The sequence below is a fragment of the Bacillus sp. VA13 genome, assembly GCF_055710085.1.
The window spans coordinates 408,973-421,511 of record NZ_JBVQPP010000001.1; the positions used below are offsets into that span (position 1 = coordinate 408,973).

Here is a 12,539-nt window from a genome sequence, read left to right on the forward strand (position 1 = left end):
AAAGATTAGGACAGGTGTGAAGAATGTGGGCAGTTTGATAAGCGAAATTTTAACATGGCTGACGAACATGGGATATGCGGGCATTGCGATTGGCTTGATGATTGAAATCATTCCGAGTGAAATTGTATTGGCCTATGGCGGCTATATGGTATCGGAAGGCACGATTGGGTTTATTGGCGCCATCATTGCGGGTGTTATCGGGGGCACCATTGCCCAGATCTTTATTTATTGGATCGGACGCTATGGTGGCAGACCGTTTTTGGACAAATACGGGAAGTACTTATTGATTAAAAAGCATCATATCGACATGTCAGAAAACTGGTTTCAAAAGTACGGCACGGGTGTTGTCTTCTCGGCACGTTTTATACCAGTTGTCAGACATGCGATATCCATTCCCGCAGGCATTGCCAAAATGCCGTTTCTCAAATTTGTGGTACTGACTGTACTTGCTATCATTCCGTGGTCTATCCTCTTTGTTTATTTAGGTATTCAGCTCGGAAGCCAGTGGGATGACGTTGAGAACATTGCGGGCACTTATACAACGCCGATAATGATACTGGCTATTGTCGTTATCGCCCTTTATTTTGTGATTAAAAAACGTACAGCGATATTTAAACGATAGCTAGCGGATATGCATAAGGATGATTGATTCATCCCTATGCATATTTTTTTATCTGCGATGCTGGTTTGCCAGCTTCAAATGCTCCGCTAAAAAAGCGACAAATACTTCATCCCGCACGAGCGATGCGGCATAATTTCTTTTAATAAACCATTCTGCTTCTTCAAAAGCTGCGAATGTTTCATCCTGTGTTTCTCCGTTAATTTGGATATTCCACTCGTTGTCTAAAGGAAACAGAAAAAATCTCATTTGTGCGCGATTTTCATATAATGATCCGTTCGCCGATCCCTTTAGGTTATAGATATTACGGAAAGCATCTGGACGGACAGGTTCAATCCGGAATGCTTCAGCAACAAACAATTCGTATACTTCGTCGGTGATTGAACATCCAGATGCCTTTGCATGCCCCCCGCCTCCGTATCGGCCGGCGATTTCTGACACATCGATGTAATCATGAATGGTGCGCAGGCTGACTCGTTTTGACCCCATGCTTAAAATCGCAATGTAATCGAGGTGGGGATTTTCTTTTCCTAGTCTGTTTCCAAGCTCTGAATGATACGATTCTGCGTGGACAATGCCCACACAATGTTCATGAACAAAGGTTTGCACCATCTCCCTTTTCTTTCTGCGGAGGTAGCGCTCGATTTTTGCATCTTCTAAATCAAGCAGTTTCTCTTCAAAATCATCAAAGAAAAATTCATCATGCGCAGAAAGACGCTGAATCATTTTTTCTTCAAATTCATCGATTGACAGCAGAAAGAAAAGATCATTAAGCCGCTTCGCCTGTTTTTGATCATACTGCTCCCACTCCCATGTATCATATTGGCGGACGAGCTCTGTAAATTGATCTAAGGCATTTGTCGGTTTCATAAAACCATTTTCAACGAGATAGCCATATAAAAGCGATGTGGCCGATGAGAGCCTTCCATCATCGTACTCCACTTGGACAAATCCCCATTCATGCTCATTCAAATGAAGCGCTGTTTTATGATGGTCAATCAGCTTCACTTTTCCGCCCGCATGAACATACTTATTTAATCTCTCTTCGTTTTCTTCGTTGACGGCGAGATCGGTGATGAATAATGCGTCTTGTCTGTTGCTCTCCTTCGCTTTTTCTAAAAAGTACTGCACTTGAGCGTTTAAGCCGTTGACAGAGTTATACCGGACCTCAACATCTTTCCCGAATGCCAATTTTGCTACGATTCCGCATCCTACTCCGTCCAAGTCGTTATGTGAATATAAATGATACATAATGTAGGCCCCTTTTTATGATGAACTGACAATTGCCGCTAGAGGTGCGGCACCCTTTATTTACTATTCTAAAAACCATGGTGTTTTATGCAAAGTTAATTGGTTTACATAATATTATTATTGCAAATATAAAAAAAGAGCGCTTTTTGCGCTCCTTAAGTCCTTGCTTTTTTATACAGGGTAAACCGGATGCTTTCGATTGGTAAATGTCATTTCCTTTGTCATGTATGCCTTGAGCCGTTTGGCCAGCTCATCACGCAGCGAATTGGCTGGGATCACGGCATCAATGATCATTTCTGAAGCCAGGCGGTAGATATTGATGTCCTCTTTGTATTCCTCCCGTTTGCTGCTGATAAATGATGCCCTCTCTTCTTTCGGCAGCTCAGCGATTTTTTTTGCATAGACGGCGTTTACAGCTGCTTCAGGGCCCATGACGGCAATTTGGGCGGTTGGGAGCGCTAAGCAGCAATCCGGTTCAAACGCAGGCCCTGCCATTGCGTACAACCCCGCTCCGTACGCTTTGCGGACAATGACAGAGAGCTTTGGAACAGTTGCTTCCGACATCGCTGAAATCATTTTTGCTCCGTGCCTGATAATGCCCGCTTGTTCTACCTTTGTGCCGATCATAAAGCCGGGGATATCCGCTAAGAACAGCAATGGAATATGAAACGCGTCACATAAGGTAATAAATTTAGCCGCTTTGTCTGCTGAATCGTGAAATAAGACGCCTCCTTTTACCTTTGGTTGATTAGCAACAATGCCGACAGGCTGTCCGTGAATTCGTGCGAGTCCCGTTATTAATTCCGGTGCGAATAAAGCTTTGATTTCAAAAAATGAATCTTCATCAATAACCCGCTCAATCAGCTCATGCATATCAAAAGGCGCATTTTGATTTTGCGGAATGATGTCGGCAAGCGGGATGTCGAAGTGTTTTGGCGGGCGTTTCTCTTGCATAGGCGCTTTTTCTTGATAATTAGCCGGAAAATACGATAAATAAGCCCGTGCCAGACGTATGGCTTCTTCTTCAGTTTCTGCAAGAATATCTCCGCAGCCGGAGATTGAGCAATGCATACGTGCCCCACCCATTTCTTCGAGAGACACTTTTTCGCCAATGACCATTTCCGCCATCCTCGGCGAGCCTAAATACATGGAGGCGTTACCCTCTACCATAACGACAATGTCACAGAAGGCTGGAATATAAGCGCCCCCTGCCGCAGACGGTCCGAAAAGCAGGCAGATTTGCGGAATGCGTCCCGATAATTTGACTTGATTGTAAAAAATTCGTCCTGCTCCACGTCTCCCTGGAAAGACATTGATTTGGTCAGTGATTCTGGCGCCAGCCGAATCGACTAAATAAATGAGCGGACAGTTTAACTTTTCGGCTGTTTCTTGAATTCTGATGATTTTTTCAACGGTTTTGGCTCCCCATGAACCTGCTTTCACTGTTGAATCATTGGCCATGACGCAAACGGTTTGGCCACCGATTTTGCCGATAGCCGTCACCACTCCATCAGCGGGAAGCCCGTCTGACATACATTCCGCAAAAAAAGCGTCTTCAAGCTCGATATCATTGTCAAACAAACGAGCAAGCCGCTCTCTGACAAAGAGCTTGCCTTTTTCTTGGTTGCTCTGATGATACTTTTCCGCCCCGCCTTTTCGAATCTGTTCGGCCCGTTCTGTTCGTTCCTTTTCATAGTCCATGAGCATTGCCTCCCTTTTATATTCCCTTATATACGGCCCGTCTTTTTTCTTGAAACGCTTCAAGTCCTTCTCTCCTGTCTTTTGTCGGAATGGTATGTTCATATGCTTTTTGTTCAATTGCCAGGCCTGTAGCAAGATCTGTCTCCAACCCTTTATTAATTGCGAATTTAGCCTGACGGACAGCAATCGGCCCGTTGGCAGAAATAGCTGCGGCCAGTTCCTCTGCTTTTGGCATGAGGTCACGAGGAGCCGTGACATGCTCTACAAGGCCTATCTCTTTTGCTTCGTGTGCGGTTACGCGTCTGCCTGTATAAATTAATTCTTTTGCTTTTCCTCTGCCAATCAGCCGGGGCAGCCTTTGGGTCCCACCAGCGCCTGGGATAATAGCTAACCCTGTTTCCGGGAGGCCCAGAACAGCTGATTCAGCTGCGATTCGAAGGTCGCATGCCAATGCCAATTCTAGCCCGCCGCCTAATGCGCTTCCGTTTATCGCGGCTATGACCGGCTGCGGCAAGGCTTCAAGGAAAGCCGCCGTTCTTTGAATGAGAGATACACTTTCCAGAACCTGATCTTCTTTTAGTTTTATCCGTTCTTTCAGGTCTGCGCCCGCGCAAAACGCTTTTTCACCGGTGCCTGTGAGGATGACGCAGCGGATGTTCGAGTTGAATTCAATTTCCTGAAGAATCAATTGCAGGCTTCTAAGCATTTCCTCTGAAAGAGCATTTGCCGCCTGAGGCCTGTTTAAGGTGATCAACGCAATATGTTCATTTTGGACAGTAAAAAGAACCGATTCTCCCATTGTATTTGCCCTCTCTTTTATGAAGATGATTTAAATACCTGTAAATTTCGGCTTGGCAGCTGCTTGCCCATTTTTTCTTCTATCCATTTGGCTGCGGATAGCAGTTTATCAAGATTTACATTTGTTTTGATGTCCATCTGTTCAAGCATGTATACGATATCCTCAGTTGCAGCGTTTCCGGAGGAACCTGGGGCATATGGACAGCCTCCGAGTCCGCCTGTCGAGCCGTCGAACACAGTGATGCCCATTTGGAGAGCTGTGACCATGTTGGCCAGCGCCGTTCCTCTCGTATCATGAAAATGCAGGGCAATTTGATTGGCCGGGAATCGTGCCAAAAGAGCTTCAAGCACGGTTTCAACTTGGGCGGGATTTGCCGCTCCGATCGTATCTCCAAGCGATAGTTCAGAAATCCCGAATTCAAATAGGGCTTCAGAAAGGCGGATGACTTGTTCAATGGGGACATCTTTCTCGTACGGACAGCCGAAAACGGTTGAGAGGTAGGCTCTTGTTGAGAGGTTTGCTTTTTTTGCGTCATCGTTTACTTGTTTTAGAATATGAAGGGTTTCAGTAGTAGATTTGTTGATGTTCTTTCTGTTGTGCGTCTCGCTGGCGGACATAAAGACGCAAGCTTCGTCAATGCCTCCTTCAAGCGCATTCTCCAGCCCCTTTTGATTCGGGACAAGTGCCGCGTACGTTACCCCTTTTGCACGGTCGATGCCTTTTGCCACGTCTATAGCATCTCGAAGCGCCGGAATCCATTTTGGGTGAACAAAGGATGTGATTTCAATATACGAAAGCCCTGTCCGGGATAGCTGGTTGATCCAAGCGATTTTATCTTCTGTTTGTATCCATATGGGCTCGTTTTGTAAGCCGTCACGCGGGCCGACCTCTTTGATTTTCACTTTTTTAGGATATGACATGGTCTTCCTCCAAATTATTGAGTGGAATCGCTCAATTCGAGCAACACGTCTCCTTCATTTACAAAATCGCCTTCATTTTTTTTGACTTCTTTTACGGTTCCGCTTCTGTCTGCAACGATCGGGATTTCCATTTTCATTGATTCCAAAATGGCAACTTCCTGGCCTTTTTCAATGTGGTCGCCGGCTTTGACGTGCACTTTCCACAGGTTTCCCGCCATTTGTATCATAACCGTCATGACAACTGCCTCCTTTATAGGTGTTGTTTCAAAAAGTCAGTCGTGACATCCCCTTTTTTAAATGCTTTTGATGCCGCAGCCTGTATGAGAAGCGGAAGATTTGTTTTGATTCCCTCTATCCGATAGTCGCGGAGCGCTGTCTCCAGCTTTTCAATGGCCTCCGCTCTGGTTTGGCCTTTGACAATCATCTTGGCGATCATCGGGTCATAAAAAGGGGTAACGGTGCTGTCTTTTGCTACCGCACATTCGTGTCTGACCCCTTTTGGGAGTGAAAACGCAGTGATTGTACCTGGTGACGGATAGAAGGTCTTGGGATCTTCCGCGTATATTCTAACCTCTATCGCATGCCCATTTCGTTTGATGTCTTGCTGGGAGAATGTGAGAGTATGGCCCGCAGCAATCCGTAACTGATGCTCCACTAAGTCCAGGCCCGTTATTTCTTCAGTCACGGGGTGTTCAACTTGCAATCTCGTATTCATTTCAAGGAAATAAAAGTTTTGATTCGGGTCAACTAAAAATTCGATTGTGCCTGCATTTGTATAGCCGATCGCTTTCGCTGCTTTTACGGCCGTTTGCCCGATCTTCATTCTTAGTTTATCGTCTAAAAATGGTGACGGCGCTTCTTCAATGACCTTTTGATGCCGCCTCTGAACAGAGCAATCGCGTTCAAACAGGTGTATTGTATGGCCATGCTGATCGGCCAAAAGCTGAACTTCGATGTGGCGGGCATGTTCAATGACTTTCTCTATATACATTGAACCGTCACCGAAAAAATCTGCTGCGCGCTTTTTGTTCCCCTCGTACGCCTTTCTTAATGCTTCCTCGTTTTGAACAAGCTGCATACCGATGCCGCCTCCGCCTGCTGAAGCTTTCAGCATGACAGGATAGCCGATTTGTCTTGCAGTGCGGCAGGCTGCCTCTATGTCTCCGAGGGATTCTGAAACGCCGGGCACCACAGGGACACCTGCCGCTTCCATTGCTTTACGTGCTTCAATTTTGCTGCCCATCTTTGCGATGATATCGGGTGCAGGGCCGATAAACACGATGTTTTCTTGCTTGCAGCGTTCAGCGAATCGGCTGTTTTCTGATAATAACCCGTATCCCGGGTGGATGGCGTCGGCGTTTGCTTTTTTCGCTGTCTCTATGATTCTCTCTATATTTAAATAACTTTCACTGACTCTTGATTCCCCGATCAAATAAGCCTCTGTGGCCGCCTTTGTATGGGGAGCATCTCTGTCTGCTTCAGAATAAACCGCGACCGTTTTGATGCCGAGACGGCTGCACGTTCGGATAATTCTCATTGCGATTTCTCCACGATTGGCGATCAGTACTTTTGTAAACATGACTTCACCTCATTGACATGATGATAAGTTGAACATTTCAATCGTTTTTTCACGCAGTTTATATTTTTGAATTTTGCCTGAAGCCGTCATCGGGTACTCGTCTGTAAAAATAACATAACGCGGAATTTTGTGGCGGGCGATTTTTCCTTTGCAATAGTCCTTAAGTTCTTCAGGTGAAGCGGTTTTTCCGTCTTTCAGTTTAATCCAGGCTGCGGCCTCCTCCCCGAATTTGGCGTCAGGCACACCAACGACCTGTACATCTAAAATATCAGGATGCCGATATAAAAATTCTTCGATTTCCCGCGGGTAAATGTTCTCACCGCCTCTAATGAGCATGTCTTTTAATCTTCCGGTGATGCGGCAGTACCCGTCTTCATCCATGACAGCAAGATCTCCGGTAAACAGCCATCCAACGGGATTGATTGCTTTTCTGGTCGCTTCTTCGTCTTTATAATAGCCTTTCATAACGTGATAGCCGCGGGTGCAAAGCTCTCCCTGCACGCCTCTTTGAACTTCTTGACATGTCCCGGGTTCTACAATTTTCACTTCTGCATGAGGCAGGGCACGGCCGGTTGTTTCGACTCTCCTTAAGAAGGAATCATGCGCCCTCGTTTGCGTAATGACCGGTGAGGCTTCGGTTTGTCCATAGGCGATCGTAATGTCTTTCATGCCCATCTTTTCAATAACAGCTTTCATCACTTCACTTGGGCAGGGAGAGCCGGCCATGATGCCTGTTCGGAGCGTCGATAGATCATATGCATCAAAATCCGGATGATGCAGCTCGGCGATAAACATGGTCGGCACACCGTGGAGCGCTGTGCATTTCTCTTTTTCTACCGTTTTAAGGACGGTAACGGGATCAAATTCTTGTACAGGTATCATGGCTGCCCCGACGGACACACACGCTAAAACCCCAAGCACGCATCCGAAGCAATGGAAAAACGGAACCGGGATGCACATGCGGTCTTGCGAGGTTAATGCCATACATTCAGCGATATTGGCAGCATTATTGATGACATTAAAATGGGTCAGCATTACCCCTTTAGGGAACCCTGTCGTTCCTGATGTGTATTGCATGTTAATCACATCGTCTTTTTCAAGGCTGTTCATTCTGGCTTCCAGCTCAGCATCCGACACTGTTTTCGCCAGTATCTCTGTATCGTTCCAATGATACATGCCCGGCAAACGTTTATCGCCAATATAGATCAGCGTTTTTAAAAAGGGATATCGTTCTGATTTCAGCTGGCCAGGCTCTGTTTCTTGCAGCTCTGGAATGAGGCTCTTCAGGATGTCTGTGTATGAAGTGCCCCGGTATGAATCCATGACAATAAGAGCGGCAGCATCCGATTGCTTTAACAAGTAATCGAGTTCGTGTGCTTGATAATTAGTATTGACGGTCACGAGCACAGCTCCGATTTTTGCGGTGGCGAACTGAACGGCAAGCCATTCGGGGATATTCGAAGCCCATATGGCTACATGGTCTCCTTTCCCAATCCCCATCCGCATGAGTCCTTTAGCGGTTTGACGGCACAGACTGTCAAATTGGGCGTACGTATAGCGAATTTTTCTGTCTGGATAAACAACCGCTTCTTGATCGGGATAGGTTTCAGCGATTTGTTCCAGCAGTCTGCCGATTGTGGAATGGATGAGTTCAGCCATGCATTGTTCCTCCTTTCTAAGTAATTGGAAAGCGTTTACATTTTATTTCAATAGCTGTCTGGCAATCACGATACGCTGAATTTCAGAGGTGCCTTCACCGATTTCCATTAATTTTGCGTCCCGCAGCATCCGTTCTACCCCATATTCCTTCATGTAGCCTGAACCTCCATGGATTTGAATGGCTTGATTACAAGCTCTTGTCGCCATTTCAGATGCAAACAGCTTGGCATATGCTGCTTCTTTTGTGAACGGACGGTTATGGTCTTTCAGCCAAGCGGCTTTTAACACCATTTGCCGTGCAAGATCAATTTCCATCGCCATGTCAGCAAGCTTAAATTGGATGGCCTGAAAGGAAGAAATCGGCTGTCCGAACTGCTTTCGTTCTTTCGCATATGCCAATGATGCTTCAAGTGCCGCTTGGGCGATGCCGACTGCAAGAGCAGCGATGGAGATTCGTCCGCCGTCCAGCGTGTATAGAAACTGCTTAAACCCTTTTGTTGGATCGCCAAGTAAGTTGCCCGCAGGCACTTTCACATCCTCAAGCAAAATTTCCGCTGTATTTGAACCGCGGACACCCATTTTATCGTACGGGCTCGTAATCGTAAGTCCGGCTGTGTCAGTTGGCACGATCAATGCGGAAATGATGTTTTTTCCTTCTTTGTTTTTGCCTGTTACTGCGGTTACAATCACCGTTCGTGCGTAACTTGCATTCGTGATCCAGCACTTTTCGCCGTTGATTACATACTCATCACCATTTGTAATGGCTTTCGTTTGAGTCCCTCCTGCATCTGAGCCGGCATTTGGTTCCGTCAGGCCGAATGACCCGAGTGCTTTGCCTGAAGCCAGCGGAGTCAAATGCGCCCGTTTTTGTTCTTCTGTTCCGAAGTAATAAAGAGGACTTGCGCCGAGCGAGACCGCTGCAGCGTAGCTTAATCCAGTACTTCCGCAGGCTTTGCCGATTTCTTCAACCGCTAAGGCATATGAAATCGTATCGCCGCCTGATCCGCCGTATTCTTCGGGAAATGGAATACCCATCAGCCCGAGCTCACCCATTTTTTTAAATGTTTGTATCGGGAACTCGCCCGTTTGATCTATATGTTCAGCGTGAGGAGCGATTTCTTTTTTCGCAAAATCCTTTACCATTTCACGAACCATTTGTTGTTCTTTTGTCAGCTCAAAATTCACTTGATTTCCTCCTTCACATCTTTGTAACATCCTATTAGGCGAGTTCTGTAATCATTCCCTGACAAAAGAAGTCTGAAAATTAAAACCGAGTCATTTTTTACGTGAAAACATCAATGGGAAGCTTGTCTGACTAACCCTTCTTTCATAAAATTGTTTTTTAAGAGGACGTTTTTTGAATTCTCGTTTGCTGGCATGACTTCAGCTTAAATTCTATTTACATTGACTTTCTCAAATAAAAATGAGACAAGCATGCGGACGGATTCAGTGGCGAAGCCTTTCCCCCAGTATTTCTTCAGCCAAGTAGTATCCAATCGATACCATGTTTACTTTTTGGTTAAAATCCATCGCTTCAATGATTCCCGTCAATGTATTCTCTTGACTCTTCGGAAAAATTCCCCACTTGATTCTGCTTTTTTTGTTGTAATCCCTATCAAAATGGCTAATCATTTTCTCTACTGTTTTTATGTTATGTTTCGGAATGATGCCGCAGTATTCGAATACTTTGTCATGATCGTAGATTGAAAATACATCCTGTGCGTGCTCCTCTTCGATGTTACTTAAAACTAGATTTTCAGATTCCAATACTGGGAAATGTCCAAAAACCGCTTCCAAATTCATATGAGTCTCTCCCCTTCTTTTCTTTAACCAATTCAGCGGCTCATCATAAGTATCTTATCTCCCAAAATAACTTTTTAAAAAAAGACGACTTAGAAAGCCGTCCTTCTCATTTCTTATTTTGTCTTTCGTTTGGAAGCCTTGCTTTCGTTATGGAGCCGGTCTGCTGAAGTGACATAATACGTATATTTCTTGTTTGGTTCTGCCGTCTCATCTAAGAAGGTTTGCTGCTCATTTGTTTTTCTAGCGGTTGCCAGCAATGTTTTGTGCTTTTTCCCTTCGGCTCTGTATATCGCATAATAGGCTGTTTCTTTCGTTTCTTGATTTGATGGGTGGTCTTGTATGTGCAGAAGATTGCCGTTTTTGTCTTCGGTGACCTTCGTAAGCTTCGGTTTATTTGGGGCGGTACTGTCAAGCCAAGGCATTTGCGGAACCAGTGCCGGTTTGCTGTAAAGCTCGATAATGAGCCTGTCTTTGATGCCAAGCGGATTTTTGTTGAGGTCTTTGAGGCTGAAATGCATGCTTCCTTTCACAAGCTCAAGCTGACGGTTCAAGGTGATTTGTCTTACATACTCCTCCGGGTCGGACCATGGCGGATCAAAGTTATTATTGATTTTATAGGCTGCCTGGCCAATATATAAATGAACAGGCCTATTTTTGACTTCATTGCTCCACCAATCAGCCAGTACGTCGTAAGCTGCTGCATTGAAGCCGATGCTCCAATAGATTTGCGGAGCAATATAATCGATGTCGCCTTCTTGGATCCAATGTCTCGTATCTGCATAAAGGTCGTCATAGTTCCTGACGCCTGCTTTGGTATTCGATCCGGTTGGATCATCTGCCGCGTTTCTCCATACACCAAAGGGACTGATGCCGAATTTGACATATGGCTTTGCAGCTTTAATTGTTTGGTTGATTTGTTTGACAAGCTGGTTCACATTATCCCGCCGCCAGTCATCAATATTGGAAAAAGTGCCTATTCCGTATTGTTCATACTGTGTTTGATCAGGAAATTCCTGTCCCGCTATTTTATAAGGGTAAAAATAATCATCCATATGAACGGCGTCGATATCATAATGTTTTACCACTTCTTCAATACCTTTGACGATAAAATCTCTCGCTTCAGGAATGCCCGGATGATAATAAAGCTGGTTTCCATAAGCGGCAACCCAGTCTGGATGCTGTCTTGCCGGGTGATCCTTAGACAATTTATTGAGGTCCGTATGATTCATTGTAATGCGGTAAGGATTAAACCATGCGTGAAATTCTAAATTTCGTTTATGGGTTTCTTCAATCATAAATGCAAGCGGATCATAGCCCGGGTCTTTCCCTTGGACACCGGTTAAGTATTCAGACCAAGGTCCGTAAGCGGACGGATAAAAGGCATCTGCCGTCGGTTTAATCTGAACAATAACGGCATTCATCCCCATTTTTTGTACATCGTCCAGCAGTTTGATATACTCCTGCTTTTGCTCTTCCACCGATAAACCTTTTTTTGACGGCCAATCAATGTTCAATACGGAAGCAATCCATACGGCTCTCAGTTCCCTGTCAGGCTGCGCATTGGCCATAAACGGAACGGAGATGACAAACGTTCCGATGATCAAGCTGACAAGGAAACGGACAATCGACTTTTGACAAACCTTCATTCTGTTTCTTCTCCCCCATTACATCACTTTCACTATTCGCTATTACGGTATTCCCGGGCTGTAAAAGGGTGCTTAATCGGATTGAAGAAATCAGGATTTATGTCTATATCACCAGATAAACGAAAAAAGTCCTGAAGCATTTTGTTCCGCTGCTTTAGGACTTTTTATCATTTATCATGGTTTGCAGGCTCTTTAACACATCAATGAGTTTTACGCCGACACCGACAGCTGTTTCAAGAATCGCCTGTGCTCCTGCGATGGCTAAAATAAAGATGACTGGAACTGCAATACGAGGCAAAAAGAGATAACCCAGTCCAATCAAGATTGCACACCAAACGCCGGCACACCAGTAGCAATTGAGCATGTACCCAAAGTTAGAAGCCGGCACGCTTTTTTCGTCTACATGTCCGTTTTGATCAACGATCCTTTTCTTTTTCATAAAAGGTTTTCGGATAAATTCCGTGATTTTATCGAAGACAATCAAATGTGTCAGCCTGTAACTGGCTAGAATCAACATGATAAAAGTAAGCAAAGAAAGACGATCCATGACAAGCCTCCAAGA

General features: G+C 45.1%; 11 protein-coding genes and 1 pseudogene. 1 reads left to right on the forward strand and 11 read right to left on the reverse strand.

Annotated elements, in window-relative coordinates:
• The first annotated feature begins 25 nt into the window (after positions 1 to 25).
• Positions 26 to 622, forward strand: coding sequence for an undecaprenyl phosphate transporter UptA (uptA, locus tag AC0C66_RS01810; RefSeq protein WP_014113955.1), 597 nt, complete (start codon positions 26 to 28; stop codon positions 620 to 622).
• Positions 623 to 670: 48 nt separating this feature from the next.
• Here the strand turns inward: uptA and nrnB are convergent, their stop codons facing one another.
• The 11 genes and pseudogenes from nrnB to AC0C66_RS01865 form a co-directional block, all read right to left on the reverse strand.
• On the reverse strand, positions 671 to 1,870 hold the full coding sequence (nrnB, locus tag AC0C66_RS01815; RefSeq protein WP_072181942.1) for an oligoribonuclease NrnB: 1,200 nt from the start codon (positions 1,868 to 1,870) through the stop codon (positions 671 to 673).
• A 171-nt stretch (positions 1,871 to 2,041) separates the two neighbouring features.
• Complete coding sequence (locus AC0C66_RS01820; RefSeq protein ID WP_327816398.1) at positions 2,042 to 3,577, reverse strand: acyl-CoA carboxylase subunit beta; 1,536 nt, start codon at positions 3,575 to 3,577, stop codon at positions 2,042 to 2,044.
• Positions 3,578 to 3,587: 10 nt separating this feature from the next.
• A complete protein-coding gene (locus AC0C66_RS01825; RefSeq protein ID WP_461845571.1) occupies positions 3,588 to 4,370 on the reverse strand; it encodes an enoyl-CoA hydratase in 783 nt (260 codons plus the stop codon).
• Between the two features lie 17 nt (positions 4,371 to 4,387).
• Positions 4,388 to 5,290 (reverse strand): hydroxymethylglutaryl-CoA lyase, encoded by a 903-nt coding sequence (gene ldeG, locus AC0C66_RS01830; protein WP_061186382.1) that lies wholly within the window; start codon positions 5,288 to 5,290, stop codon positions 4,388 to 4,390.
• 14 nt (positions 5,291 to 5,304) lie between these two features.
• A complete protein-coding gene (locus AC0C66_RS01835; RefSeq protein WP_072181940.1) occupies positions 5,305 to 5,526 on the reverse strand; it encodes an acetyl-CoA carboxylase biotin carboxyl carrier protein subunit in 222 nt (73 codons plus the stop codon).
• A 14-nt stretch (positions 5,527 to 5,540) separates the two neighbouring features.
• Positions 5,541 to 6,869 (reverse strand): acetyl-CoA carboxylase biotin carboxylase subunit, encoded by a 1,329-nt coding sequence (locus AC0C66_RS01840; protein ID WP_061186380.1) that lies wholly within the window; start codon positions 6,867 to 6,869, stop codon positions 5,541 to 5,543.
• A gap of 9 nt (positions 6,870 to 6,878) precedes the next feature.
• Positions 6,879 to 8,528 carry an AMP-binding protein gene (locus AC0C66_RS01845; RefSeq protein WP_461845572.1) on the reverse strand — a complete coding sequence of 550 codons (1,650 nt, stop codon included), beginning with the start codon at positions 8,526 to 8,528 and terminating at the stop codon, positions 6,879 to 6,881.
• Positions 8,529 to 8,570: 42 nt separating this feature from the next.
• Positions 8,571 to 9,713 carry an acyl-CoA dehydrogenase family protein gene (locus AC0C66_RS01850; protein WP_461845573.1) on the reverse strand — a complete coding sequence of 381 codons (1,143 nt, stop codon included), beginning with the start codon at positions 9,711 to 9,713 and terminating at the stop codon, positions 8,571 to 8,573.
• Positions 9,714 to 9,823: 110 nt separating this feature from the next.
• Positions 9,824 to 10,331: pseudogene (locus AC0C66_RS01855) on the reverse strand (GNAT family N-acetyltransferase).
• Positions 10,332 to 10,444: 113 nt separating this feature from the next.
• Positions 10,445 to 11,977, reverse strand: coding sequence for a glycoside hydrolase family 10-like protein (locus AC0C66_RS01860; RefSeq protein ID WP_072181936.1), 1,533 nt, complete (start codon positions 11,975 to 11,977; stop codon positions 10,445 to 10,447).
• A 154-nt stretch (positions 11,978 to 12,131) separates the two neighbouring features.
• Entirely contained in the window at positions 12,132 to 12,524 is a 393-nt protein-coding gene (locus AC0C66_RS01865) for a DUF1360 domain-containing protein (protein ID WP_003220186.1), read from the reverse strand.
• Positions 12,525 to 12,539: the final 15 nt, after the last annotated feature.

What these genes read in the sequence shown, in the direction of transcription:
- nrnB (WP_072181942.1), bottom strand. Translation starts at nt 1,870, where the DNA reads ATGTATCATTTATATTCACATAACGACTTGGACGGAGTAGGATGCGGA.
- AC0C66_RS01820 (WP_327816398.1), bottom strand. Translation starts at nt 3,577, where the DNA reads ATGCTCATGGACTATGAAAAGGAACGAACAGAACGGGCCGAACAGATT.
- AC0C66_RS01825 (WP_461845571.1), bottom strand. Translation starts at nt 4,370, where the DNA reads ATGGGAGAATCGGTTCTTTTTACTGTCCAAAATGAACATATTGCGTTG.
- ldeG (WP_061186382.1), bottom strand. Translation starts at nt 5,290, where the DNA reads ATGTCATATCCTAAAAAAGTGAAAATCAAAGAGGTCGGCCCGCGTGAC.
- AC0C66_RS01835 (WP_072181940.1), bottom strand. Translation starts at nt 5,526, where the DNA reads ATGACGGTTATGATACAAATGGCGGGAAACCTGTGGAAAGTGCACGTC.
- AC0C66_RS01840 (WP_061186380.1), bottom strand. Translation starts at nt 6,869, where the DNA reads ATGTTTACAAAAGTACTGATCGCCAATCGTGGAGAAATCGCAATGAGA.
- AC0C66_RS01845 (WP_461845572.1), bottom strand. Translation starts at nt 8,528, where the DNA reads ATGGCTGAACTCATCCATTCCACAATCGGCAGACTGCTGGAACAAATC.
- AC0C66_RS01860 (WP_072181936.1), bottom strand. Translation starts at nt 11,977, where the DNA reads ATGAAGGTTTGTCAAAAGTCGATTGTCCGTTTCCTTGTCAGCTTGATC.
- AC0C66_RS01865 (WP_003220186.1), bottom strand. Translation starts at nt 12,524, where the DNA reads ATGGATCGTCTTTCTTTGCTTACTTTTATCATGTTGATTCTAGCCAGT.